The 26001-nt window shown below is 64.3% G+C and carries 24 protein-coding genes; 21 read left to right on the plus strand and 3 right to left on the minus strand.

Annotated elements, in window-relative coordinates; genetic code table 11:
• The first annotated feature begins 10 nt into the window (after positions 1 to 10).
• From rplF to AC0L58_RS04935, 15 genes are all read left to right on the plus strand, one after another.
• Entirely contained in the window at positions 11 to 538 is a 528-nt protein-coding gene (gene rplF / locus AC0L58_RS04865; protein ID WP_473687219.1) for a 50S ribosomal protein L6, read from the plus strand.
• A gap of 102 nt (positions 539 to 640) precedes the next feature.
• Positions 641 to 994 carry a 50S ribosomal protein L18 gene (gene rplR, locus AC0L58_RS04870; RefSeq protein ID WP_473687221.1) on the plus strand — a complete coding sequence of 118 codons (354 nt, stop codon included), beginning with the start codon at positions 641 to 643 and terminating at the stop codon, positions 992 to 994.
• A gap of 116 nt (positions 995 to 1110) precedes the next feature.
• Positions 1111 to 1623 carry a 30S ribosomal protein S5 gene (gene rpsE, locus AC0L58_RS04875; protein ID WP_473687223.1) on the plus strand — a complete coding sequence of 171 codons (513 nt, stop codon included), beginning with the start codon at positions 1111 to 1113 and terminating at the stop codon, positions 1621 to 1623.
• On the plus strand, positions 1613 to 1810 hold the full coding sequence (gene rpmD, locus AC0L58_RS04880) for a 50S ribosomal protein L30 (protein WP_473687225.1): 198 nt from the start codon (positions 1613 to 1615) through the stop codon (positions 1808 to 1810). Before rpsE ends, rpmD begins: the two co-directional genes overlap by 11 nt.
• Positions 1810 to 2247 carry a 50S ribosomal protein L15 gene (rplO, locus tag AC0L58_RS04885; protein ID WP_473688580.1) on the plus strand — a complete coding sequence of 146 codons (438 nt, stop codon included), beginning with the start codon at positions 1810 to 1812 and terminating at the stop codon, positions 2245 to 2247. The genes rpmD and rplO overlap by 1 nt, the downstream gene beginning before the upstream one ends.
• A 4-nt stretch (positions 2248 to 2251) precedes the next feature.
• Complete coding sequence (gene secY / locus AC0L58_RS04890; protein ID WP_473687227.1) at positions 2252 to 3574, plus strand: preprotein translocase subunit SecY; 1323 nt, start codon at positions 2252 to 2254, stop codon at positions 3572 to 3574.
• Positions 3575 to 3700: 126 nt separating this feature from the next.
• Entirely contained in the window at positions 3701 to 4057 is a 357-nt protein-coding gene (gene rpsM / locus AC0L58_RS04895; RefSeq protein WP_473687229.1) for a 30S ribosomal protein S13, read from the plus strand.
• Between the two features lie 81 nt (positions 4058 to 4138).
• Positions 4139 to 4525: a 30S ribosomal protein S11 gene (gene rpsK / locus AC0L58_RS04900; RefSeq protein WP_007513384.1), complete on the plus strand. Its 387-nt coding sequence runs from the start codon at positions 4139 to 4141 to the stop codon at positions 4523 to 4525.
• A gap of 74 nt (positions 4526 to 4599) precedes the next feature.
• Positions 4600 to 5226, plus strand: a complete 627-nt coding sequence (rpsD, locus tag AC0L58_RS04905; protein WP_473687231.1) for a 30S ribosomal protein S4 — start codon at positions 4600 to 4602, stop codon at positions 5224 to 5226.
• 15 nt (positions 5227 to 5241) lie between these two features.
• A complete protein-coding gene (locus tag AC0L58_RS04910) occupies positions 5242 to 6240 on the plus strand; it encodes a DNA-directed RNA polymerase subunit alpha (RefSeq protein ID WP_473687233.1) in 999 nt (332 codons plus the stop codon).
• A 178-nt stretch (positions 6241 to 6418) separates the two neighbouring features.
• A complete protein-coding gene (rplQ, locus tag AC0L58_RS04915) occupies positions 6419 to 6802 on the plus strand; it encodes a 50S ribosomal protein L17 (protein WP_473687235.1) in 384 nt (127 codons plus the stop codon).
• Positions 6803 to 6989: 187 nt separating this feature from the next.
• The gene (locus tag AC0L58_RS04920) at positions 6990 to 7493 is read left to right on the plus strand and encodes a disulfide bond formation protein B (RefSeq protein ID WP_473687237.1); all 504 of its coding nucleotides are present in this window, start codon (positions 6990 to 6992) and stop codon (positions 7491 to 7493) included.
• Between the two features lie 14 nt (positions 7494 to 7507).
• The gene (locus tag AC0L58_RS04925; protein ID WP_473688582.1) at positions 7508 to 8890 is read left to right on the plus strand and encodes a class II 3-deoxy-7-phosphoheptulonate synthase; all 1383 of its coding nucleotides are present in this window, start codon (positions 7508 to 7510) and stop codon (positions 8888 to 8890) included.
• A gap of 110 nt (positions 8891 to 9000) precedes the next feature.
• The gene (locus tag AC0L58_RS04930; RefSeq protein ID WP_473687239.1) at positions 9001 to 9750 is read left to right on the plus strand and encodes a c-type cytochrome; all 750 of its coding nucleotides are present in this window, start codon (positions 9001 to 9003) and stop codon (positions 9748 to 9750) included.
• On the plus strand, positions 9747 to 11036 hold the full coding sequence (locus tag AC0L58_RS04935) for a c-type cytochrome (RefSeq protein WP_473687241.1): 1290 nt from the start codon (positions 9747 to 9749) through the stop codon (positions 11034 to 11036). The genes AC0L58_RS04930 and AC0L58_RS04935 overlap by 4 nt, the downstream gene beginning before the upstream one ends.
• A 71-nt stretch (positions 11037 to 11107) precedes the next feature.
• On the opposite strand, the gene AC0L58_RS04940 is transcribed toward AC0L58_RS04935, so the two are convergent.
• Positions 11108 to 11653 carry a mismatch-specific DNA-glycosylase gene (locus AC0L58_RS04940; RefSeq protein WP_473687243.1) on the minus strand — a complete coding sequence of 182 codons (546 nt, stop codon included), beginning with the start codon at positions 11651 to 11653 and terminating at the stop codon, positions 11108 to 11110.
• Positions 11637 to 12329, minus strand: coding sequence for a Dph6-related ATP pyrophosphatase (locus tag AC0L58_RS04945; RefSeq protein WP_473687245.1), 693 nt, complete (start codon positions 12327 to 12329; stop codon positions 11637 to 11639). The genes AC0L58_RS04940 and AC0L58_RS04945 overlap by 17 nt, the downstream gene beginning before the upstream one ends.
• A 141-nt stretch (positions 12330 to 12470) precedes the next feature.
• Here AC0L58_RS04945 and rng point away from each other — a divergent pair, with 141 nt between their 5' ends.
• The 3 genes from rng (at position 12471) to tldD (ending at position 19501) form a co-directional block, all read left to right on the plus strand.
• A complete protein-coding gene (gene rng / locus AC0L58_RS04950; RefSeq protein WP_473687247.1) occupies positions 12471 to 13949 on the plus strand; it encodes a ribonuclease G in 1479 nt (492 codons plus the stop codon).
• Between the two features lie 30 nt (positions 13950 to 13979).
• Complete coding sequence (locus AC0L58_RS04955; RefSeq protein WP_473688584.1) at positions 13980 to 17957, plus strand: YhdP family protein; 3978 nt, start codon at positions 13980 to 13982, stop codon at positions 17955 to 17957.
• A 104-nt stretch (positions 17958 to 18061) separates the two neighbouring features.
• Positions 18062 to 19501, plus strand: a complete 1440-nt coding sequence (gene tldD, locus AC0L58_RS04960) for a metalloprotease TldD (RefSeq protein ID WP_473687249.1) — start codon at positions 18062 to 18064, stop codon at positions 19499 to 19501.
• 153 nt (positions 19502 to 19654) lie between these two features.
• Here tldD and AC0L58_RS04965 read toward each other — a convergent pair whose 3' ends face one another.
• Positions 19655 to 20209, minus strand: coding sequence for an NADPH-dependent FMN reductase (locus AC0L58_RS04965; protein WP_473687251.1), 555 nt, complete (start codon positions 20207 to 20209; stop codon positions 19655 to 19657).
• 668 nt (positions 20210 to 20877) lie between these two features.
• On the opposite strand from AC0L58_RS04965, the gene AC0L58_RS04970 reads away from it, so the two are divergent.
• The 3 genes from AC0L58_RS04970 to AC0L58_RS04980 are packed head-to-tail and all read left to right on the plus strand — an operon-like array spanning position 20878 to position 25877.
• Positions 20878 to 22839, plus strand: coding sequence for a sensor histidine kinase (locus tag AC0L58_RS04970; RefSeq protein WP_473687253.1), 1962 nt, complete (start codon positions 20878 to 20880; stop codon positions 22837 to 22839).
• A complete protein-coding gene (locus AC0L58_RS04975) occupies positions 22836 to 23273 on the plus strand; it encodes a response regulator (protein WP_473687255.1) in 438 nt (145 codons plus the stop codon). Before AC0L58_RS04970 ends, AC0L58_RS04975 begins: the two co-directional genes overlap by 4 nt.
• Positions 23274 to 23276: 3 nt before the next feature.
• Entirely contained in the window at positions 23277 to 25877 is a 2601-nt protein-coding gene (locus AC0L58_RS04980; RefSeq protein WP_473687257.1) for a sensor domain-containing protein, read from the plus strand.
• Positions 25878 to 26001 lie beyond the last annotated feature (124 nt).

The following is a 26001-nucleotide window of genomic DNA, read 5'->3' on the forward strand; positions in this document are numbered from 1 at the left end:
GAGTCTGACGATGTCACGAGTTGCCAAACAACCCATTTCCCTGCCCAAGGGCGTCGAGATGAACGTCGCCAGCGACGCCATCTCCGTCAAGGGTCCGAAGGGTACGCTGTCCGTGCACCACCTGCCGGGCGTCAGCATTGCCGTGGACAACGGTGTTGCGACCATCAGTCTTGAGGATGGCGCTGACGACATGTTCGGCGGTACCGCGCGTGCGCTGCTCTCCAACATGGTCACCGGTGTCTCCACCGGCTACGAGCGCAAGCTCGAGCTGGTTGGCGTCGGCTACCGTGCCTCGATGCAGGGCAAGTCGTTGAACCTCAGCCTGGGCTTTTCCCATCCGGTGGTGTTCGACGCGCCCGAGGGCATCAGCATCGAGACCCCGACGCAGACCGAGGTGGTCATCAAGGGCGTCGACAAGCAGGTCGTAGGGCAGGTTGCTGCCAAGATTCGCGGTTTCCGCCCACCGGAACCCTACAAGGGCAAGGGTGTGCGTTATGCCGGCGAGAAGATCACGATGAAGGAAGCCAAGAAGGCTTAAAGGCGCTGTCACTGCACGACGGACTGGCCATCGCTGGCCAGACTCTCAAAAAGAAGCAGACAACAGCAGCTCCAAGTCGATCCGCTTTCCGAGGAACTATTGATGAACAAGAACGAAAATCGCCTGCGTCGCGCCAAGTCCACGCGCAGCCACATCCGCAAGCTGGCGGTGGCACGGTTGTCGGTGCATCGCACCGGTCAGCACCTGTATGCGCAGGTATTCGACGCTTCCGGCCGGAACGTGGTGGCGGCGGCCTCCACCGTGCAGAAGTCCGTGGCCGAAGGCCTGAAGGGCACCAAGAACCTCGCCGCCGCATCGGCAGTGGGCAAGGCCGTGGCCGAGCGTGCGATGGCAGCAGGGATTGAGTCGGTAGCGTTCGATCGCTCCGGTTTCCGCTACCACGGTCGCATCAAGGCCCTGGCCGAGGCGGCTCGTGAAGCGGGTCTGAAGTTCTGATGCAGGATCGGTCGATTCTGGCCGATGGGCGGCACAGCCGCCCGATGCGACACCTACAACTCCAAGCGGCCAAGCCGCAAGCAAAGTCCCGGTTCGCTGGGCACATGGAATAGAACATGTCTTCTAACGATCGCGAAAATTCAGACGGCCTGCTCGAGAAGCTGATTGCCGTCAACCGGGTGGCCAAGACCGTCAAGGGTGGCCGCCAGATGAGTTTCACCGCGCTGACCGTGGTCGGTGACGGCGAGGGCAAGGTCGGCTTCGGCTATGGCAAGGCGCGTGAAGTGCCGGTCGCCATCTCCAAGGCGATGGAGCGTGCCCGCCGCCAAATGGTGGATGTCGAGCTGAACAACGGCACGTTGTGGTACGCCATCAAGGCCAACCATGGCGCCGCCCGCGTCTACATGCAGCCAGCTTCCGAAGGTACCGGCGTGATTGCCGGCGGCGCCATGCGTGCCGTGCTGGAAGTGGTGGGTGTGAAGAACGTGCTGGCCAAGGCAGTCGGTTCGCGCAACCCGATCAATCTGGTGCGTGCCACCATCAAGGGTCTGCAGGCGGTTGCCTCGCCCAAGAAGATCGCCGCCAAGCGTGGCAAGACCGTGGAAGAGGTGCTCGGCAATGGCCAGTAAGAAAGAATCCGCAGCCACCGTGCGTGTGCGCCTGGTCAAGGGCCTGCGCGGCGTGCAGGCGCGCCACCGGCTCAGCGTGAAGGCGCTGGGTCTGGGCAAAATCAACGATGTCCGCGAATTGAAGGACAGCCCGCAAGTGCGTGGCCTGATCAATACGGTCTACTACCTTGTCCGGGTCGAGGAGTAATCATCATGCGTCTGAATGACATCAAGCCGGCTGCCGGTTCGCACAAGACGCGCCTGCGCGTGGGTCGCGGTATCGGTTCGGGCATGGGCAAGACTGCCGGCCGCGGCCACAAGGGTCAGCATGCCCGTGCCGGCGGTACGCACAAGTTCGGTTTCGAGGGCGGCCAGATGCCGCTGAACCGTCGCCTGCCCAAGGTCGGCTTCCGTTCGAAGATGAAGGCCCAGAGCCAGGAAGTGTTCCTGTATCAGCTGGCCAACCTCAAGGGTGACGTGATCGACGTTGTTGCGCTGCATCAGGCAGGCCTGATCGACAGCCGCGCCAAGAAGGTCAAGGTCGTCCTGAAGGGCGAAATCGGTCGCGCGGTGAAGCTGTCGGGTCTGTTGGCTACGGCCGGCGCCAGGGCTGCCATCGAGGCGGCCGGCGGTAGCTTGGAGTAATCGGGTGGCAGCAGCCAAAGGCAATGCGCTGGGCAAACTGGGCAAGCTGACCGAGCTTCGTCAGCGCATCCTCTTCGTGGTCGGTGCCTTGATGGTGTTTCGTCTCGGCTCGTTCATACCGGTCCCGGGCGTCAATCCCGAAGCCATGACCAATCTGGTCAATGGCAACGGGCTGATGGACATGTTCAACATGTTCTCGGGTGGTGCGCTGGAACGCTTCTCGGTATTCGCGCTGGGCGTGATTCCGTACATCTCGGCATCCATCGTGTTCCAGATGATGGGCTCGGTGGTGCCAAGCCTGCAGGCCCTGCGCAAGGAAGGCGAGGCTGGCAAGCGCAAGATGACCATGTATACCCGCTACGCGACGGTGCTGCTGGCGGCGTTCCAGTCGTTCGGCATCGCGGTGGCGTTGCAGGGGCAGGTTGCCGCTGGCGGTGCGCCGGTGGTGTACACGCCAGGATTCGGCTTCGTATTCTCCTCGGTGGTGGGCCTCACCGCGGGCACCATGTTCCTGATGTGGCTCGGCGAGCAGATGACCGAGCGTGGTATCGGCAATGGCATTTCGCTGCTGATCTTCGCGGGTATCGTGGCGGGCTTGCCTGGCGCGGTGGTGCACACGCTGGGCATGGCCAACAATGGTGAGTTGTCGCTGATCATGCTGTTGATGGTGTTTGGCCTGGTGCTGGCAGTGACCGCATTCGTGGTGTTCGTGGAGCGTGCGCAGCGGCGCATCACCGTGAACTACGCGAGGCGTTCGGGAGGGCAGAAGGCCTACCAGAACCAGAGCTCGAACCTGCCGCTGAAGATCAACATGTCGGGCGTGATCCCGCCGATCTTCGCCTCCAGTCTGCTGATGTTCCCGGCGACGGCGGTCAGCTGGTTCAGCACCGGTCATCAGTCGCGCTGGGTGCAGGATCTGACCCAGTCGTTGAGCCCCGGCAATCCGCTGTATGAAATTCTGTTTTCGGTGATGGTGATCGGGTTTGCGTTCTTCTACACCGCCATCGTGTTCAACGCCGATGAAACGGCCGACAACCTGAAGCGTTCAGGTGCGCTGATTCCGGGTATTCGCCCGGGCAAGGCGACGGCCAGCTACATCGACGCGGTAATGACTCGTCTTACTGCCGTAGGCGCGATCTACCTGGTGATGGTCTGCCTGGTGCCATCGTTCATGCAGCAGGCCTGGCATGTGCCGTTCTATTTCGGTGGCACGTCGTTGCTGATCGTGGTGGTGGTGGTGATGGACTTCACGGCGCAGATCCAGGCGCATCTGGTCAGTCACCAGTACGAGAGTCTGCTAAAGAAAAGCAATCTTCGCCGTAGTTGATGCAGCGAAAGGATGTTCAAAGTCTGGGAGTGGCGACGTCTCGGCGTCGCAGGGCTTTCCAGTTCGGGTAATTCAGGTTAAAATTGCGCGTTTACCGCGCGAGAAACACATCGGAGAGAGTACATCATGGCGCGCATCGCGGGTGTCAATTTGCCGGTCCAGAAGCATGTCTGGGTTGGTCTGCAGAGCATTTTCGGTATCGGCCGCAGCCGGGCCCGTCAGGTCTGCGCGGATGCTGGCGTGGTTCCGACCACCCAGATCAAGTCCCTCAGTGAAGGCGAGGTGGAGAAAATCCGTCTCGAAATCGGCAAGTACACCGTCGAGGGTGATTTGCGTCGTGAAGTAGGCATGGCGATCAAGCGCCTGATGGACCTGGGTTGCTATCGCGGCCTGCGCCATCGTCGTGGCTTGCCGGTTCGGGGCCAACGCACGCGCACCAATGCACGCACCCGCAAGGGCCCGCGTCGCGCCATCAAGAAGTAATTTTGCATTTTCGCGATCTTTCCCTGATCGCCGAGATCAAGAAGCGGCCTCCCGGGGCCGCACTCATCGAAAAGAGAAATCATGGCTAAGCCGGTCAAAACCAAGAAGAAGATCAAGCGCGTTGTCACGGATGCCGTGGCCCACGTGCAGGCCTCCTTCAACAACACCATCGTCACCATCACCGATCGCCAGGGCAATGCGTTGTCGTGGGCGACTGCAGGCGGCGCGGGTTTCCGCGGTTCGCGCAAGTCGACCCCGTTCGCAGCCCAGGTGGCCGCCGAGAAAGCCGGTCGTGCCGCAGGCGACTACGGCGTGAAGACGGTGGAAGTGCGGATCAAGGGCCCTGGTCCGGGTCGCGAGTCGGCGGTGCGTTCGCTGAACGCGTTGGGCTACAAGGTGCTCAACATCATCGACGTCACGCCGATTCCGCACAACGGTTGCCGTCCCCCCAAGAAGCGTCGGGTTTAATTTTTGCGGTCACCCATGACCGCGAGAATCAAAACCGGCCATCCGTGGCCGGACTTATTCAAAGAGAAGAAAACATGGCACGTTATCGTGGAGCTACTTGCAAACTCGCCCGTCGCGAAGGTGCAGATCTCAGCCTGAAGAGCCCGGCGCGTGCGCTGGATTCCAAGTGCAAGCTGGAGAACAAGCCCGGCCAGCATGGCGCCAACAAGCGCATGCGCCTGTCGGACTACGCCGTGCAGCTGCGTGAGAAGCAGAAGGTCAAGCGCATCTATGGCGTGCTTGAGCGCCAGTTCAGCAACTACTACACCAAGGCGACCACCCTGAAGGGCAATACGGGTGAAAACCTGTTGCGCCTGCTGGAAAGCCGCCTGGACAACGTCGTCTTCCGCATGGGCTTTGCGGTTACCCGCGCCCAGGCCCGTCAGCTGGTGGCGCACAAGGCGATTCTGGTCAACGGCAAGAAGGTGAACATTCCTTCTTATCAGGTGCGCCCGGGTGACATGATCGCTCTGACCGAAAAGGCACGCAGCCAGTTGCGCGTGCAGGAAGCGGCGACCGTGTTCGACACGATGGACCTGCGTCCGATCTGGGTCGAAGTCGACGCCAAGAAGTTCGAAGGCACATTCAAATCTGTGCCGGATCGCGGTGACCTGCCGTCCGACATCAACGAAGCTCTGATCATCGAGCTTTACTCGAAGTAATCAACCGGAGCTCTCATGGCAGTTTCGTCAACAAGCGTGCTGCGGCCGCGTGGTCTCAGCGTCGAACAGCTCGGCTCCAACCGTGCCAAAGTCGTGGTCGAGCCGCTCGAGCGTGGCTTTGGTCACACCCTGGGCAACGCGCTGCGCCGCGTGCTGCTCTCCTCGATTCCCGGCAGCGCCATCGTCGAGGTTGAAATCGATGGCGTGCTGCACGAATACACCACCCTGGAAGGCCTGCAGGAGGACGTGATCGAAGTCCTGCTCAACCTCAAGGATGTGGCGATTCGACAGCATACCGGCGATGAAGTCACCCTGACCCTTTCCAAGAAGGGCAAGGGCGTCGTCACCGCGGGTGATATCGTGGTCGACCACTCGGTGGAGATCGTCAACCCCGAGCACGTGTTGTGCCACCTGACCAAGGACATTGCGCTCAACATGCGTCTGAAGGTGCGTCGCGGCGTCGGCTACCAGCCGGCCAGTGCGCGCCAGCACCCGGACGATGAAGCGCGTCCGATCGGTCGCCTGCAGCTGGATGCGTCGTTCGCGCCGGTTCTGCGTGTTGCCTATGAAGTGGACGCTGCCCGCGTGGAACAGCGCACCAACCTCGACAAGCTGGTGCTGGACATCGAGACCAACGGCACGATCGATGCCGAGGACGCCGTCCGCAAGGCCGCCGAGATCATCAACGACCAGCTGTCGGTGTTTGGTGATTTCTCGCGTCGCGAGAGTGCGACCGACACGGCAGAAAAGAGCGGTTTCGAGCCGTTGCTGCTGCGTCCGATCGACGATCTGGAACTCACCGTGCGTTCGGCCAACTGCCTCAAGGCCGAGAGCATCTACTACATCGGCGACCTGGTGCAGAAGACCGAGGTGGAGCTTTTGAAGACTCCGAACCTGGGCAAGAAGTCGCTGACCGAAATCAAGGATGTGCTGGGCGGGCGCGGTCTGGCCCTCGGCACGAAGCTCGAGAATTGGCCGCCGCCGGGTCTGTCGCACGGCATGCAGCTGGGTTGATTGAAAGGCGGGATTTGGAGCGCAGGGATTCGGGATTCGTCAAAGCATCAAGCACGCGAGGGCGGACCTTGCCGAATCCCCAATCACGAATCTCGAATCCCGAAAAAAAAGCGGGTAACCGCGGAAAACCGGACACAGGTGCCGATTTTTCATAACAACAGACATAGAGAACTTCACCATGCGCCACCAAAAATCCGGACGCAAATTCAATCGGACCAGCAGCCATCGCGAAGCGATGTTCCGCAACATGTCCGCTTCGTTGCTCAAGCATGAGCTGATCCGCACGACCCTGCCCAAGGCGAAAGAGCTTCGCCGCGTGGCGGAGCCGCTGATCACGCTGGCCAAGACCGATGGCGTCGCAAACCGTCGCCTCGCTTTCTCGCGCCTGCGCGACAAGGAGGCGGTGGGCAAGCTGTTCGTCGAGCTGGGGCCGCGTTACAAGGAGCGTCCCGGTGGCTATCTGCGGATCCTGAAGTGCGGCTTCCGCCCGGGTGACAACGCGCCCATGGCCTACGTAGAGCTGGTCGGTCGTCCGCAGGTCGAGGCTGTCGACGCCGAGTAAGCCGATTGGCGGCAGTCGGTCCAGAGCGACGCGCACCCGTAGACACGAAACCCGGCCGGGCAACCCGCCGGGTTTTCTGCGTCTGGGGGACCCCACCAGGAGCGTGTTTGTCGCGCGATCGCATGGCCTTGCTGACAGCGTCGCCACGAACGGGTAATGTCGTGATTCCGCAACGCAACAAAGCATCATGAATCCACTTCGCTGGTCCTACCGCATCTGCTTTCTGGTCGGCTTCCTGGTCTGTGCCGGGCTGCTCGGTTTCGCACTCTTTGCCGAATACGTCTGGCAAATGTATCCATGCCCGCTGTGCATCTTCCAGCGCATCGGCTTCATCGTCATGGGCGTGTTCTTTCTGGTCGGCGCCTTGCACGCACCGCGTGGTGGCGCGCGCTGGATCTATGCTGCCGGCGCCTGGCTCGGCGCGGCGTTCGGCACGGTGGTGGCGGCGCGACATTTGTGGATCCAGTCGCTGCCGCCTGACCAGGTGCCCTCCTGTGGGCCTCCGCTCGACTACATGTTCAGTGCCTTTCCCTTTGCCAAGGCCTTCAGGCTGGTGTTCACCGGCTCCGGTGAATGCGCCACGGTGGAACCGATTCTCGGTTTGCCGATGCCGGCCTGGAGCCTGCTGTGGTTCATCGTGCTGGCGGCGCTGACGGTGCTGGCGGTTCGGCGCAGGGCGGTGCGCAAGTGAGCCATGCCGACACCTTGAAGACCGGACCGGCTATCGACAAGCCGGTTTCGGCTGGGGCTGTTCCGTGGACGCCAGCCTCATGGCAACAGCGCCAGGCCTTGCAGCAACCCAGCTACGACGATGCGGACGAACTGGCCAGCGCCAGCGCGCAACTGGCCCGACTGCCGCCGCTGGTGACCTCGTGGGAGGTGCTTGCCCTGAAGGAGGCCATCGCCGAGGCGCAGGACGGCACGCGCTTCCTGTTGCAGGGCGGCGATTGCGCCGAGAGCTTCTCCGATTGCACCAGCCCGATAATCTCCAACCGGCTGAAAGTGCTGTTGCAGATGAGCCTGGTGCTGGTGCACGGCTTGAAGAAGCCGGTGCTGCGCGTTGGCCGGTTCGCCGGGCAATACGCCAAGCCGCGGTCGGCCGACATCGAGACTCGCGACGGAACCAGCCTGCCGAGTTTCCGCGGAGACCTGGTCAACGGGCCGGAGTTCACGCCGGTGGCGCGGCGGCCCGATCCACAACGGATGATCCGGGCGCATGCGCATTCCGCGCTCACCATGAATTTCGTGCGCGCGCTGATCGACGGCGGTTTTGCCGATTTGCGCCATCCCGAATACTGGGACCTGGCCTGGGTCGACCATTCGCCGCTGGCCGCGGAGTATCGGCAGATGGTTTCGGCGATCGGGAATTCCCTGCGCTTCATGGAGACCCTGGCCGGCCCCATTGCCGGTTTCTCGAAAGTGGATTTTTTCACCTCGCACGAAGCACTGCTGCTGCACTACGAGCAGGCGTTGACGCGCGAGGTGCCGCGCAACCCGGGCTGGTTCAACCTTTCCACGCATTTCCCGTGGATCGGCATGCGCACGGCTGCGCTGGATGGTGCGCATGTCGAGTATTTCCGCGGCATCCGCAATCCGATTGCCGTGAAGGTCGGGCCTACGGTGACGCCGGATCAATTGCTGCCCTTGATCGACGTGCTGAACCCGGACGAGGAGCCGGGCCGGTTGACCCTGGTGCATCGCATGGGCAGCGCCAGGATCGCCACCGCCCTGCCGCCGTTGCTGGAGGCGGTCAAACGCGAAGGGCGTCGTGTGCTGTGGGTGGCCGACCCGATGCACGGCAACACCGAAAGCACCTCGAACGGGTACAAGACGCGACGATTCGACAACATCCACGGCGAGCTGGATCAGGCCTTTGACATCCACGCCGCCGTCGGCACCCGGCTCGGTGGTGTGCATCTGGAATTGACTGGCGAGGATGTCACCGAGTGCACCGGCGGCGCACGTGGCCTGTGCGAGACCGATCTGGATCGCGCGTACAAGTCGATGGTGGATCCGCGCCTGAATTACGAACAGTCGCTGGAATTGGCGATGCTGATCGTGCGCAAGTCGGTGGGCAGTCGAGCCTGATCGGCGCTGGCTTCAGTGCGCCGATCGGAGTCGACATTCGGCGCGGTTGAGCGATGGCATGGGATGGTTGGCACGCGAAAGCGGACATCGGTCGCGCGTACAATGGGCGGATGAATACGAACGTCCGCCGATTTGTTGCCAGGCCGTTCGGGGGTGTCGTCCTGCTCATGCTTGCCGTGTCGTACGGTGCTGTCAGTCGCGCCGCCGATACGCGCACCATTCCCGACACCCTGCAGCAGCGCATCGCCGCCTGCACCAGCTGTCATGGCGAGCATGGCCAGGGTTCTCCCGGTAGCGGTTACTTTCCGCGCCTGGCTGGCAAGCCGGCAGCCTATCTGGCGCGCCAGCTGCAGGATTTCCAGAACGGCTTGCGCAAGTACTCGCCGATGGAATACACCGTCCGCCAGCTCCCCCCGGCGTACATGCGCGAGATCGCCGAATACTTCGCCGCGCAACAGGTGCCTTACCGGCGTTCGCCGGTGCCATTCCTATCGGCGGCCACGCTGCAGCGTGGCAATGAGCTGATCGAGAAGGGAGACCCCACACGCAAGATTCCGCCGTGCAGCAGTTGTCACGGACGCCAGCTGACGGGGGTGGAACCATCCACGCCCGGGCTGATCGGCTTGCCGTATGACTACATCAGCGCGCAGCTGGGGTCCTGGCGTACGCATACCCGCTCGACGGTGGCGCCTGACTGCATGGCAACCGTGGCGAGTCGGCTCGGTCCGTCGGACATCACGGCCGTCGCCGCGGCATTGGCCAGCCGCGAATTGCCGGCCGACATCCATCCGGAACCCCCGGGCTCGGTAACGCCGCCGCTCGCCTGCGGCGTGTTGGGGGCGACCGGGGACAGGCCATGAGGTGGCTGCGTTGGTTGCTGCTGTTGATCGTGGCCTTGCTGATACTGGCCTTCGCCTGGTTCTGGTTCGGCGGTGGTCACCAGCCCGTTCCGCGATCCGCCAGCAAGGTCGCCGCGGCCACGTTGGCCGATCCGGCGCTCATCGCCAAGGGCAAGTACCTGGCCATCGTCGGCGATTGCGCCGGCTGTCACACCGCGCAAGGCGGCCGGCGTTATGCCGGCGGCCGGGTGCTGGCCACGCCGTTCGGTGATATCCCGGTACCGAACATCACGCCGGACCAGCAGACCGGCCTGGGTGACTGGAGCTTCGAGGATTTCTGGCAGGCGCTGCATGCCGGCAAGGGTCGCCATGGCGAGCTGCTGTATCCGGCGTTTTCCTATACCTCGTATACCAAGGTAAGCCGTGCCGATGCGCTGGCGATCTTCGCCTGGCTGCAAACGCTGGAACCTGCCAGTCAATCCGATCGCGCACCGTCACTGGCCTTCCCCTACAGCGTGCGCAACAGCCTGAAGGCATGGCGGGCGCTGTATTTCCGCCAGGGCGAATTCAAGCCCGACACGGCAAGATCGGCGGCGTGGAATCGCGGCGCGTACCTGGTCCAGGGCCTGGGGCATTGCAACGAATGCCATGCCACGCGCGACTCGTTGGGCGGCACGCCGCGCACCACGCAACTGGCTGGCGGGCAGATCCCGATGCAGAACTGGTATGCGCCAGACTTGAGCAGCGCCAGCAACGGCGGGCTGGAAGGCTGGAGCGCGCAGGACATCGTGGACCTGCTGAAGACTGGCCAGTCAGCTCGCGGCGCGGCCTTCGGTCCGATGGCGGCGGTGGTGTCGGGCAGCACCCAGTACATGACCGACACCGACCTGCACGCGATCGCCACTTACCTGCAGTCTCTGCCGGCGCGACCGGCGCCTGCGTCGCCCGCCACACCGCCCGATGCCGGCGCGCTGATCGAGCAGGGCAACAAGATCTATGGGCGGCATTGCGCGGATTGCCATGGTGATCACGGTGCGGGCGTGGCCGGCGTCTATCCCCCGCTGGGCGGCAATTCCTCGGTGACGGAACCGACCGGCATCAACGCCACCCGGATGGTGCTGCTCGGTGGTTTTGCACCTGTCACAGCGGCCAATCAGCGGCCTTACTCGATGCCGCCGTATGCCCAGACGCTGAGCGATCAGGACGTGGCGGCCGTGGTCAGCTACATCCGCCGCAGCTGGGGCAATCATGGCTCCGTGGTACGTGCCCGCCAGGTGCGTCAGTTGCGCCACACGCCGATCGAGTGAGCCCACACCGGGGGCGTGGAGTTGGGCGAACGCCAATTGCCGGTTTTCGGTTAGGCGGCCTCGTCCTGCGGCTAGAGCGGCGGGCGGAGCCCGCCCTGCCGGTCTGCGCGGAGGGTGCGGTACAGCTCGCCCAGGGCCAGCCACGGATCGATGCGCCAGTGCCCGCGTGCCTGACCCGAGGGTGACGGCAGCACGAACAGGCGCGTGCTGCCGATCAGCTCATTCTGCAGGCCGTAGTCGGCGCTGTGGCCGAGCGCGGCACGGGCTGCGTTCTTGCTGGTGAAGGCGAGCAGACCCGGTGCGTGACGCTCGATCTTGGCGCGCAGCGCCGGTGCGTCGAATGCATCGCGAGGCAACTGGTTGTCGTTGCCCGAGTGGCACTTGGCCAGGTCGGTAAGCCCCATGCCGTAGTCGGGCAAGCGGGGGAATTCAGCCGGCGCCAGCAGCCGTGGCGTGAGACCGGCCTCGAACAGCGCCCGCCAGAACAGATTGCCGGGATGGGCGTAGTAGGCGTGTTCGGCGGCCGAGCGCCGACCCGCCGCCGTGCCGCAGAAAACCAGGGCCAGGCCCGGCTGCAGCAGGTCTGGCAGGATGTGGCCTTCAGCGCGCCGGGGCATCTTGGTCCAGCAGGAAGTCGGTGAACCGGAAGCGATCGTCGCGCAGCACCGATTCGCCCCGACGCAGCTTCAGCGGCCGGCGGAACAGCGGGCCGGCGTAGCTGAGCGTGTGGAATTCGCCATGCTCGCCGCAGGGGTCGACGCCAGCCGGCAGCGCATCGAGCAGGGCCGCATCGTAGGCGCGGCCGCAGTAGTCGGCATCGAGCTGCTGGGTATCCACGCAGCACAGCACGGCGCGATGGCCTTCGCTGATGAAGCGCCGCGACAAGGCGCCGGTGTCCTCCCCCCACAACGGGAACACGGCGCGCCAGTTCTCGCGGCCAAGCTGGCGCACGCGATAATCGCGGACATCCTCCAGGAACAGGTCGCCGAACGCGCAATGCCGGATACCCGGCCAGCGCATGCGCGCCTCGACCAGTGCCTGCGCGTGGGCCTGCTCGTAGGCCTCGTTGCTGCCGGGCCAGTCCAGCATCACTTCGACCAGCGGAAGCTCAAGCGCGTCGGCCTGCGCCAGCAGCACCTCGCGCGGCGTGCCGTGCATGGCCACGCGCTGGTAGTTGCGGTTGACCGTGGTCAGCAGGCCGACCACCCGCCATTGCGGGTCGGCCAGCAGGCGCTGCAAGGCCAGCAGGCAGTCCTTGCCGCCGCTCCAGGCCAGCAGGATGGGGGTGGTCATGGGTTCAACTCCTGGGGGGTGTCCATTCAATTCTGCGTTGTCTGTCGCATTCGTGGGGCGTGATTTGCCGTTGTCGCGTTCTGGTTCATCGACAGTCTGTGGTTGCCCCGCTATAAAGATCATCTATCCGGGGAGTATGCAGTGAGTGAAGAAATCCTGATCAACGTGACGCCGCGCGAAACGCGGGTCGGGGTGGTCGAGAACGGCATGTTGCAGGAGGTGCACGTCGAGCGGGCCTCCCGGCGAGGTTATGTCGGCAATATCTACAAGGGTCGCGTACAGCGGGTCATGCCGGGCATGCAGGCGGTGTTCGTCGAGATCGGACTGGAGCGCGCGGCGTTCCTGCATGCCTCGGACATCGTGCGCCCGATGATTCCGGTGGCCGACGGCGAGGAGCCCGCCGGCAATGGCCACGTTCCCTCGATCAGTGAACTGGTGCACGAAGGCCAGGAGATCGTGGTGCAGGTGGTCAAGGACCCGATAAGCACCAAGGGTGCCCGGCTCTCGGCACACCTGTCCATTCCCTCGCGTTATCTGGTGCTGCTGCCGTATGCGCAAACCCTGGGTATCTCGGCCCGGATCGAGGACGAGGAGGAGCGCCAGCGATTGCGCGATGTGCTCGGCCCGCTGATTGGCGAGTCCCCGCTCGGCTATATCGTGCGCACCAATGCCGAGGGGCAGAGTGCCGAATCGCTGGCATTCGACGTGACCTACCTCGGCAAGGTGTGGCGGGTGGTGCAGGAAAACATCGCCAAGGCGCGCGTGGGCGAGCGCGTGTACGAGGAGTTGTCGCTGCCGCTGCGCAGCCTGCGCGACATGCTCAACGACGATATCGAGAAAGTTCGGGTGGATTCGCGCGAAACCTTCGAGCGGGTGACCCGGTTCGTGCACAAGTTCATGCCGCAACTGGACGATCGCATCGAACACTACGATGGCGAGCGGCCGATCTTCGACCTGTATGGCGTCGAGGACGAAATGCAGCGTGCGCTGAGAAAGGACGTGCCCCTCAAATCCGGTGGCTACCTGATCGTCGACCAGACCGAGGCGATGACCACCATCGACGTCAATACCGGCGCCTATCTCGGCACGCGCAACCTGGAGGAGACGGTCTACCGCACCAATCTGGAGGCAGCGCAGGCCGCGGCGCGCCAACTGCGTCTGCGCAACCTGGGTGGCATCATCATCATCGACTTCATCGACATGGTCGACGAGGAGCACAAGCGCCAGGTCCTGCGCATGCTTGGCAAGGGCCTGGCCCGCGACCACGCCAAGACCACCGTGTATCCGATGTCGGCGCTGGGCCTGGTCGAGATGACCCGCAAGCGCACGACCGAAAGCCTGGCGCGCCAGTTGTGCGAACCGTGTCCCGCCTGCGAAGGGCGCGGCGTGCTGAAAACTGCCGAAACGGTGACCTACGAGATTTTTCGCGAGATCACCCGGGCCGTACGCCAGTTCGATGCGGAAAAGCTGCTGGTCATGGCCAGCCAGCAGGTGGTGGACCGCATCCTCGAAGAAGAATCCGCGGCGGTCGCCGAACTGGAAGAGTTCATCTCCAAGAGCATACGCTTCCAGGCGGAAGAGCATTATTCGCAGGAACAGTTCGATGTTGTCTTGTTGTAAGTCCGCCCCGGTTCGACGCGCGTGAACGTAGTGTGGCGGCGCCGATTGCACGGCTGTGCCCGCGGCCTGGGATGGACGGCGGGCGTCTTGGTGATCCTGTTTGCCGTGCTGGCCGCGCTGGCGCAACTTCTGCTGCCGCTGTTGGCGCGGCATCCGGCATGGGTGGCCGGGCAGCTCAGCCAGCGGCTGCATCGCCCTGTCAGCTTCGCGTCGATGGAAGGGCGCTGGACCGCATCCGGTCCGGAGTTCGTGATGCACAGCGTGAAGGTGGGTCCGGCGGCTGGCGAAACCGGCGACGTGCTGCATCTTCCGGAGTCCCGGGTCAGGCTGGACCTGGGCGGCTGGCTGCTCCCCTCGCGACATTTGCTCAACGTCTATGCACGCGGCGTGGAACTGGATCTGCTGCACGATGCTTCCGGTTGGCACCTCAACGGCTTCAACGCGGCTAGCCATGCGGATCGCCAGCCGCTGTCGCTGGGTCATCTGTCGCTGGATCTCTGGCTCGACGACTTGCGCGTGGTGGTCACCGACGCGACGCTGGGCAAGCACTACACCGTGCTCTCCCGTCAGCTGCGCGTGAGCCATCAGGGTGACTGGATCCGCTTCGGCGGCAGCTTGCGCCGGGAGGGAGTGGGCGGGGCCAGCGTGCGTGCGGTAGGCCGCTTCAGTCAGGATGGCCGTGACGGCAGGTTGTGGATCAGCACCGACGCGGCCCAGTTGCAGCCCTTGCTCGACGGCATCGACATGGCTGGCTACACCGTCGACCACGGCGCCGGACAGTTGAGCGCATGGCTCGACTGGCGCCACGGAGAGCTCTACAGCAGCGTGCTGCGTGCCGACCTGGACACGCTCTCGATCAGCGGGCCGACGGGTGGCACGGCCAGGGTGGCGTCGCTGCACGGCCTGGCAGGTATCCGCAGCGCCGGCGACGGTTATCAGCTGCGTTGGGCCGGGGACGACGGCAGCGCGGCGGTGCTGAATCTGGATCATCCCGGCACGCCCGAGCTTCGCCTGGACGCTGCCGCGAGCAAGCTGCAACTGGCGCCGCTGCTGCCGTGGCTGGCCTTGACGCCGGACCTGACGCCGTCGCTGGCACAGTGGCTGGGCACCGGGAATCCGCATGGTGAACTGGGCAAGGTCGCATTGCACTGGACGCGCGCCAGCGGCCTGCAGCGGCTGGCGGTCGAGTTCGACGGGCTGGGCATCGATCCGGTCGAGAAATTGCCCGGGGTGAGCCACCTGCACGGCGAACTGCGTGGCGATGGCGAAGCGTTTTCACTGGAATTGCCGGCGCAGGCCACGGCAGTGACATTCCCGCACGTGTTCCGCCAGCCGTTCGCGTTGTCGAAACTGGCCGGGACGCTGGCGTTCTGGCCCACGGACGGTGGTTGGCACATGGGCGCCGACACCCTCGACTTTGTCGGCGCCGGCTATGCGGGCAGCGTGCGCGGGGAGGCAGTGATGCCGGAGGCTGGCGGCGCGCCTAGCCTTGACCTGTATGCCACGGTGGATCACGCGGATGTGACGGCGGCGAAGCTGTTCTGGCCCGTCAACGTGATGCCGCCAGACACCGTGGCGTGGCTGGATCGGGCGCTGGTCTCCGGCCAGCTCGAACAGGCTGCAGTGCTGGTGCATGGCGACCTGGCGGACTGGCCGTTCCATCACAACGAAGGGCGCTTCGAGGCGCGTGCGGTCATCCATGACCTGACCCTCGACTATGGGCAGGACTGGCCGCGCGCCGAGGGTATCGATGCGGTGGCCAGCTTCGTCAACAACGGCATGCTGGTCGAAGCCGGCGCGGGCCATTCGCTGGGGGTGAAGACCGAGCGTGCAGTGGCGCTGATCCCCGACTTCGGCGAAGGCCTGCTGGATCTCAACGTGAAGGGCAGCGGCAGCGGCGCGAGCCTGCTGGAATTTTCCCGCAAGAGTCCGGTGGCCAGTCACGCGGCCGACACGCTGGCCAAGCTCAAGCTGGGCGGGCAGGGAACATTCGATTTCCACCTGAGCCTGCCGTTGGGCAAGGTCGAGGATGCGCGCCTCGATGGCGCTGCCCGGTTGCGTGATGCGACGCTCACGGCGCCTGACTGGAAACTCAAGCTGGAAAAGCTCAACGGGCCATTGACGTTCACTCTTCATGGCCTGCAGGCAGGTCCGCTGGATACGGTGTTTCACGACCAGCCGTCGCGCCTGCAACTGGCCATTGCCGGCGCCAACGCCGACCCGGCGACCGTCGTTGCGGCCACCTTGCAGGGGAATTTCCAGTTGGCGGAACTGGTGCAGGACTATCCCACGCTGGAATGGCTGGATCAGCTCGCGCAGGGACGCAGTGCTTTCACCATCGGTTTTACTCTCGCATACCAGCCTGGAACCGATGCGTTGGCGCAGACACTGAGCGTCGATTCGTTGCTCAACGGCATTGCCCTGCAGCTGCCGGCGCCGTTGGACAAGCCGGCAACGGGCAGCCTTCCGCTGCACCTGAGCATGAGCTTGCCGGTCGAGGGGAGCGACCTGCAGCTGGGTTTGGGTCAGCTCGTCCGTGGCCACCTCCGGCTGCCCGACGCTACGGGCCAGCCGCTGGCGGGCACGCTGAGCTTTGGTGACCAGATGCCGCAGACCCTGCCGGCACGCGATCTGCGCATCCGCGGCCACGCCACCTTGCTCGATGTCACCGGCTGGGTTCAGCGCGTGGCGGGGGGCACGGGCAGCGACGGCCCCGGACTGGAAAGCCTGGATGTCGACACCGATCACGCCATCTGGTTCGGTCGGTCGCTGGGATCGCTGCGGTTGCGCGCCACCCCGCAACCGGGCGTCCTGAACGTGGACGTGGATGGGCCGGCGATGGCCGGCAACGTCAAGGTGCCGACCGAGGCGCTGGACAAACGGGGCGTCACCGCACGCATGCACCACTTGTACTGGCCCAAGGACTCCCCGGACGACGATTCCGCTTCCGGCGCAAGTTCCGACACGGCGCGCGCCGCCGGCACGGCGACCGAGGCCGCGGACAAGCCTGCCGCGACTGCTGCCGATCCCGCCAACACCGGCATCAATCCCGCGGCGCTGCCGCCGCTTCACCTGTGGGTAGGCGACCTGCGCCTGGGCGAAGCCCGGCTTGGCGAGGCGCGGCTGGAAACATGGCCGACGGCGAAGGGCATGCACATCGAACAGCTGCGGGCGCTGTCGAAACGGGTGCAGATCACCGCCAGCGGCGACTGGAATGGCACCGCCACCGACAGCCGCACGCACATGCGCATCAACTTCGCCGCCGAGGACCTGGGGGCGATGCTGGGGGCGTTCGGCTACAACGGGCTGGTTCATGGCGGCAAGACGCGCGACCAGCTCGACGCCAGCTGGCCGGGCAGTCCCAGCGCGCTGTCGCTGGCCACCATGGATGGCACGCTGAAAATCCAGGTCAACGATGGTCGCATCCCCGAGGCCAGTTCGCCCGGCGTGGGTCGGCTGCTCGGACTGGTGTCGCTGGCCGACCTGCCGCGCCGGCTGACGCTGGATTTCGGCGATGTCTTTGGCAAGGGGCTGGCCTTCGATTCGATCACCGGTGATTTTCAGCTGGCCAACGGCAATGCCACCACCAGCAACTTGGCGATCGAGGGGCCCTCGGCCAACATCAACATCACGGGCCGCACCGGTCTTCGTGCCAGGGACTACGACCAGCAGATGCTGGTGGTGCCGCACGTGGGCAACAGCCTGCCGGTCGTCGGTGCCGTCGTCGGTGGCCCGATCGGCGCGGCGGCCGGTTTCGCGGTGCAAGGCCTGCTCGGCAAGGGTCTGAACAAGGCGGCCAGCGCCCGCTACCGGATCAGCGGCAGTTGGGATGACCCGAAGATGACCCTGATCGAGAAGCACGGCGAGGTGCCACCTCCGGTGCCACCGCTGCTCAGCGCGCCGCTGAGCGTGCCGGCAGTGCCGGGCACCGTGCCGGCTCCGGCAACCAGCTCGCCAGCGATATCAACCAGCACTTTGCCGCCGGCCACGAGTTCCACCCAGCCTTGATCGCGTGCTCCTGGTCCGCTGCCGGCAGCCGCGCGCGGCTTTAAAGTGGCTGGCCGCAGCCCCATGTGGGACAGTTACCGATTGAATGCAGACAAGCCGAGCCCATGGATTCCCTGATTTCCCTTGCCGAAAGCAAGCTGTTGTCCCCCGGCGGCATCGCCACCGGTGATCTTGATCGCGTGTTCGCCCAATTGATGGGCCCGTCGATCGACGCAGCCGATTTGTACTTCCAGCATTCGCGCAGCGAGTCGTGGACGCTGGAGGAAGGGATCGTCAAGGATGGCAGTCATTCGATCGAGCAGGGCGTGGGCGTACGCGCGATGTCCGCCGAAAAAACCGGCTTCGCCTATTCCGACGAAATCGTGCTGCCGCAGCTGCTGGAAGCCTCGAAGGCCGCGCGCGCGATCGCCCATGACGGAAACGGCAGCGGCAAGCCACTGGCATTGCACAACACCCGCGCGCTGTATCCGTCGATCGACCCGGTCGAGAGCTTGCCCAATCCCGACAAGATTGCCTTGCTGCGCGAAGTCGATGCGTATGCGCGCGCGCGCGATCCGCGCATCAAGCAGGTCATCGTGAGCCTTGCCGCGACGATGGACACCATCCTGATCGCCGCCTCCGACGGCACCCTCGCTGCCGACGTGCGCCCGCTGGTGCGGATCAACGTGCAGGTGATCGCAGAAGCCAATGGTCGCCGCGAACAAGGCTATTCCGGCGGCGGCGGGCGTTACGGCTATCGCGAGCTGATCGACAACGGCCGCGCGCTCGGCTTTGCCGACGAGGCCGTGCGCCAGGCGCTGGTGAACCTGGATTCGGTCGACGCACCCGCCGGGCAGATGACCGTGGTGCTCGGTCCCGGCTGGCCCGGCGTGCTGCTGCACGAGGCGATCGGCCACGGCCTGGAAGGCGACTTCAACCGCAAGGGCAGTTCGGCTTTCTCCGGCCGCATCGGTCAGCGCGTGGCGGCGAAGGGCGTCACCATCGTCGACGACGGCACCCTGGCCGGGCGCCGCGGTTCGCTCAGCATCGACGACGAAGGCACGCCGACCGAGTGCACCACGCTGATCGAGGACGGCATCCTCAAGGGCTACATGCAGGACAAGCTCAATGCCCGCCTGATGGGCATGGCGCCGACCGGCAATGGTCGCCGCGAATCCTTCACGACCCTGCCGATGCCGCGCATGACCAACACCTACATGCGTGGCGGCCAGCACGATCCGGCCGAGATCATCCGCTCGGTGAAGAAGGGGCTGTACGCGCCGAACTTCGGCGGTGGCCAGGTCGACATCACCAACGGCAAGTTCACCTTCTCCGCCTCCGAGGCCTATCTGATCGAGGACGGAAAGATCACCCGCCCGGTGAAGGGCGCGACCCTGATCGGAAGCGGTCCCGAGGTGCTGACCCGCGTGTCCATGATCGGCAACGACCTGGCGCTGGATGAGGGGGTGGGCGTCTGCGGCAAGGACGGGCAGAGTGTGCCGGTGGGCGTGGGTCAGCCGACCCTGAAGATTGACTCGATGACGGTGGGCGGGACGGCCTCGTAACCGCCCTGTGCGGCGCACGCCTGGTTTCGCGATTTGCCGCCAGCGCGAGGCTCTTGTGCGGCACCGTTCAAGCGAAGAACCTCAAAGTCTGCATCCAGATCCCGCCGCTGCGATCGCCGCGAGACGCCTGCTTCGCGAGGCGCCAGGGACGCTTCAGCCGGCAAATTGCTTCACCCACGCCGTGTACTTGTCGACAAAGCCCTGCAGGAACTTCCGGGTACCTTCGCTGGCGATGGTGCCGTCGTCGGCGATCAGCTCGTCCTTGAAATGGATGAAGACCTCCGGTTGCGCGAGCAGCGGCACGTCCAAATAGGCCAGCACATTGCGCAAATGCTGCTGCGCCATGGCGGTACCGGTCGATCCGATGGAGGTGCCAATGACGGCGCCGGGTTTGCCGGCGAACGAATTGGTGCCCCACGGACGCGAGGCGATATCGATCGCATTTTTCAGTACGCCCGGGATCGAACGGTTGTATTCGGGTGTGACGAACAGCAGTCCGTCGGCCGCTTCGACCTCCTTCTTCAATTGCGCGGCATTGGCGGGGTAGGCCTCATCGAAGTCCTGCGAATAAAGCGGCAAGTCGTCGATCTGGATGTGCGTGAAGGCAAATTCGGCAGGAGCAAGTTTCTGCACGGAGCGAGCCAGCCTGCGGTTGAACGAATCAGCACGCAGGCTGCCCACGAAGGTGGCGATCTTGATCTGGCTCATGTGCGACTCCTCGACAGGAGCCGGAAGTATGCGCGAGCCCCTGTAAAACCTGGATGAACCTCGCAGCCTCGGGCGCGGGTTCAGCACGCACGGTCCCCGTGGACTTCCAGCGTTCTGCAGAGAGGCGTGGCTTGACGGTACTCTGCGCAAACCTCCGCAACGATGCGATGAGGGATAGCCCCAAGCATTCAAACCTGTCGTGCGCGCACCATCGAGATGGTTATCGCCTGTGTGTCCCGACGAGGGCCGCGTCCCGTGGCAGATGGCTGACCCGGCTGGCGGACCACCCCATCGGCAAGCAAGCGATGCGCGTGCGTTTGGTCATCGCCGGCGGCCTGTCTGGCGGCATTCGCATCGAGGCAATGGTCAGGCTGGACGCATCGCATGTTGTGCACGGTGTCGGCGATAGAGATCTCCGGCTGTGGTCGGTGTCCGTGCATTTGCCTGGGCAAGGTTTCAGCGAACGGCTGGCTGTGGGTCGGTCCTCCCTGACAAGCGGATCAAAGTATGGTGCAATCGAGCTAGCGTGGATGCGCGGGGTGGGAGCTCACGGGGAGGCGAGTGGATCGCATGTCGACTGTCATGTTGTGCCACGGCGAGCCGATGCTCGCCATGATGCCGGGCATCAGGCTCGTTTCGCGCACCGAGTGGTCGGTAGCGACCAAGCCATGATGGTGAACGAACTGCACGGACTGCACCGGCGCTGCACTACATTCACTGCCCTGGCGGCAGTGCTGGCCATGGCGGTCAGCGTGCTGGGGCTCGTGGTGTGGCCTCACCGTGTCTGGATTCTTGACGGCGACCTTCCCGTGACTTCGGTACCTGGCCGCGCCGCCGAGTGGGGCATGTTGGTTGCCGGCATGGCACTGTGGTTGCGACGAACACCTCCTGTCCGGATCGTTGCGCATGGTCTGCTGCACTATCTGGCGCTGCTCCTGAGTGTGGCGGTCCTCCTCATCGGCGTGCTGGCGATCATTGAACCGCGCCTTACCGCCGTCGGCGAATACGCCCGCGAGGCGCCGATGGGCGCCAACAGCGCCCTGGTTTTCTGCCTGCTCGGCATCTCGCTGCTGACCCTGAATACCACCATCGGCCGTGCCAGCCGACCCGCCGAAATCACCGCCATATTGGCGGCCTTGATCGCATTGACGGCCTTGTTCGGCTACGCCTATGGCGTGAACGAGCTGTACACCGTTCACCAAAGCCATCCGATGGTGCCGCGCACGGCGATCCTGGGCTTCATGCTGGCGATGGCCGTGCTGTGCGCGCGCCCCTCGGTCGGTTTCATGGCGCTGGCGACCAGCGCCGGTTTTGGTGGGTTGCTGCTGCGACGCCTGCTGCCGGCGAGCCTGTTGATGCTCTTTACCCTGGGCTGGTTGCGACTCGAGAGCGAGCGCCGTGGCTGGTGCAGCACGGAACTGGGCGTGGCGCTGTTCACCCAGGCCAACATCATCATTTTCACCCTGCTGGTGTGGTGGAGTGCCCGGGCCATGCAGCGACTGGAACAGGAGCGCGACGTCAGCGAGCAGAAGCGCGTTCAGGCGATGGCGCTCAACCAGTTGATCATGGACAACTCGCTCGATGTACTTTGTGCCGTGGACAAGGAGGGCCGTTTCCTCAAGGTGAGTTCGGCCGCACAGAATCAGTGGGGTTACGCGCCGGCCGAACTGATCGGACGCTCCTACACGGACCTGGTGCACGCGGAAGACCAGGAGCGGACGGCGGCGGTGGTCGCCCGCGTGATGTCCGGGGAACCTGCGGCAGGGTTCACCAACCGTTTCATCCGCAAGGATGGCAGCGCGGTCTCGATCGACTGGTCGGCGGCTTGGTCGCGATCGGACGACCTCATGTTCAGCGTCGCCCGTGATGCCACCGAACGCCTGCAGGCGGCCGAGACCTTGCGACAAGGCGCCGAGGAGCTGGCGCGCAGCAATCGCGAGCTGGAGTCCTTTGCCTATTCGGTATCGCATGATCTGCGTGCGCCGCTGCGCCATATCGACGGCTATGCGCGCATGCTCGAGGAAGATGGCGGGGACCGGCTGGATGGCGAGCTGCGGCGCTACCTGGACGAAATCGGAGCGAGTGCAAGGCGCATGGGCCGCCTCATCGACGACCTGCTGGCCTTTTCGCGACTGAGTCGCCAGCCGTTGACCCGCGTCCCGATCGACATGAACGCCCTGGTCGACAGTGCCTTGAGCGAAGTGAGCTCCGGCATTTCCGTCGCTGCCACGATTTCGGTGCAGTCGCTGCCGACCGTGCAGGCCGATCCGGCCCTGCTGAAACAGGTGTGGACCAACTTGCTAGCCAATGCCATCAAGTACAGCGGAAAGCGCGGCGTCGATGCGCGGATCGAGGTCACTGGCCGGAGCGATGGCGCCAGCGTTCGCTATCAGGTGCGCGACAACGGCGTCGGTTTCGACATGCGCTACATCGGCAAGCTGTTCCAGGTTTTCCAGCGCCTCCACTTGCAGGACGACTTCGAGGGTACCGGCGTCGGTCTTGCGATCGTGCAGCGGATCGTGTCGCGCCACGGCGGCAAGGTGTGGGCGGAAGGCGAGCTGGGCGAGGGTGCCACATTCACGTTTGAATTGCCGATCGTCGGCGAACAGCCTGGGAGGGACATGGGATGAGTCAACAGCGGGTGGACATTCTTCTCGTCGAAGATTCCGTGGCGGATGCCGAAATGACGTTGAGAACGCTGAAGCGGGGCGGCGTGGCAAACAGCGTCGAGTGGGTTCGCGACGGGGTCGAGGCGGTTGAATACCTGCTTGGCGAGGGCAAATATGCCGGCCGCGAGCCGGGCATGCCGAAGCTGGTGCTGCTGGACCTGAAAATGCCGCGCATGGACGGCCTCCAGGTCCTGGCGTGCATGCGTGAGGATGACCGTACAAAGTCGGTGCCCGTCGTGATGATGACTTCCTCGCGTGAGGAGGGCGACGTGCTTGCGAGCTACGCACTGGGCGTGAACAGTTACGTGGTCAAGCCGGTGGACTTCGGCGAATTTGCCGAAAGAGTGGTCCAGGTCGGCTTGTATTGGATGATGGCGAACGAATCGATCGGGTGACCCATGGACGATCCAGACGCACGGACATCACTGAAGTTGCTGTTGGTCGAGGACAGCGCCGCGGATGTGGAGCTGGTGGTTCGTGCCATGCGGAACTTTCCGCGGCCGATCACGCATCTGGCCGTTGCGGGCGAACACATGCTTCGGCAGGCTCTGGTCGAGTTTTCACCCGAAGTGATCCTGAGCGACTTTGCCATGCCGGGCTTCAGCGGCAAGGAAGCGCTGCAGATCGCCAGCGAGATGGCGCCACACGTGCCGTTCCTGTTTGTCTCCGGCACCATCGGCGAGGAGCTGGCAATCGATGCGCTGCAGCGCGGAGCATCGGACTACGTGCTCAAGGACAACCTGCTTCGATTGCCGTCGGCGGTGGAGCGGGCGCTCGAATCCTCGCGCCATCGTGCCGAGCGCGTTCGCGTCGAGAACGAATTGCGCAACAGCGAGGAACGGTTCCGCACCATCGTCGAGAGCAGTCGTGACTGGATCTGGGAGCACGACACCCGGGGCGCGCTTACCTACAGCAATGGCGCGATTTCCCGGATCCTCGGTTACAGCCCGCAGGAGCTGATCGGCGTTCCTGCGTACGAGCTGATGCATCCCGAAGATCGGGAAGTGGCGGCCGCGCGAGTACGGGAGTTGTTCGTTGCCCGTCGCGGCTGGCACGACTGGCGCTTGCGCTGGCGGCATCGTGACGGCAGTGTCCGCGTGTTGGAGAGCACCGCCATTCCGCGCCTGGGTGGTAATGGTGAAATCCTCGGGTACCGCGGTGTCGACCAGGACATCACCGAACGTTTGCAGCAGGAAGCCCGAATCCAGCAGCTGGCACGCATTCACGCCGTACTCAGCGCCATGGGCAACGTCGTGTTGCGCGCCGACAATCGCGACACGCTGCTGGCGCAGGTTTGCGAGGTGGCCGTGCGGCATGGCCAATTCGTGGCGGCGCGTATCGGCGTTCCATCCGGTGAGACCGGGCTTGAAACCGCAGCCAGTTTCGGCCCGCCCCCCACGATACGACTGATCGAGGCGTGCGCCAGCAGGAGTGCCGAGGGGCAGCCTGGCGATGGTCTGTGGCCGGGCTTGCGTGCGTTGAGGGAAGCGCGAATCGTCGTGGTGCGTGGTTTCGATGAGGTCCAACATGTTTCGGCCCATATTCGCAGCGAAGTGGCGGCGACGGGAATCGCGGCGCAGATCGTTCTGCCGATGGGAACTCCGCCGTGGGGTGTGCTGGAGCTGTATTCGCCCTCGCCACACGAGTTCAACCTGGAGGAAATCGAATTGTTGAACCGCCTCGTGAGCGAAGTTGATTACGCCATCGACTTTCTCGCCAAGGGCGAACGCCTCGAATACATGGCCTATCACCATCCCGTGACCGGCCTGTTCAACCGCGCGGCCTTTCAACGGCAGCTGGCCGAGCAGCTGCTGCGGAGGGAAATGACCGTGGCCGTGATCAGCGTGGCGAACTTCGGCCGGATCATCGATTCACGCGGTCGCGACTTCGGAGATCAACTCCTGAGGGCCGTGGCGCAGCGGCTGCAGGACACCGCCAAGCCCGGCGTGTTGCTGGCGCACGTGGGAGAAGAGGTGTTCATGCTAGCGCAGCCCAAGCAGGGTGGTTGCGACGGGGAGATGGAGTGGCTGGAGCAGCTGCTGCTGGGCATGGACCACGCACCGTACGACATGGCCGGCGAGCAGATACACATCAGCTTTCTCGGCGGCGTCGCCTTCGGCGATGCGCACGGCGCCGATGGCCAGGCGCTCGAACGCAACGCTACCGCCGCATTGAGCGAAGCGTCGAAGCGAAGGATCCGTTGTGCGGTGTTCACCGACGATTTGCGCGAACAACTGTCGCGCCGCGTTGAGCTGGAACGTGATCTGCGGCTGGCCCTGGAACACAATGAAATGGAGCTCTTCTATCAACCGAAATTCGCCGTCGATGGCACGCGACTCGTCGGCGCGGAGGCCTTGCTTCGATGGCGGCACCCGCGGCGCGGAATGATTTCCCCGAAAGAGTTCATTCCGATTCTCGAAGACACCGGGCTGATCGTGCAGGCAGGTCGATGGGTCATGCGGACCGCGTTGGAGACGGCGCTCGCGTGGCGGGCGAAGGGGCATCCCGACTTCAGGGTCGCAGTGAACGTCTCCGCGCGCGAACTTCGTGATGCCAGTTTCCTCGACGAGTCGCGCACCCTGCTCGAACCCCATTTTTCGGATCAACTGCTGGATGTGGAGGTTACCGAAAGCCTGCTGATGGACGATGTCGAGCAGAGCATTCGCCTGCTGGAGAGTATGCGCAGGCTGGGTTGTCGCGTCGCCATCGACGACTTCGGTACCGGCTACTCTTCGTTGAACTACCTGGTCCGGCTGCCGGTGGATATTCTCAAGGTCGACCAGTCCTTCGTGGCGCAGTTGGTGGACAGCCCGGAAACAAGGGGTCTGGTCACCAACATCATCACCCTGGCCAAGTCCTTGTCCTTGCTCGTGGTGGCCGAGGGTGTGGAAACGGAGGCCCAGGCAGAGGTGTTGCGCCAGCTGTGCTGCGACGAATTGCAGGGCTACCTGCTGGGAGAGCCGGTGCCGGAGGAGCTGTTCGTCACGCGCTTCTTCTAGGAGCCTGTCGGACAGTCTTTGGGCGTCCAGGTGCGACGTCCGCCTGTGGCTGCGTGTACCCTTGGCAGCCAGGTGGCGTGGTGCGGCGGGAAGTCCGCGCAGCATCCTGCCGACTCTTCAATCG

The organism is Rhodanobacter sp. G2-10 (assembly GCF_055809185.1).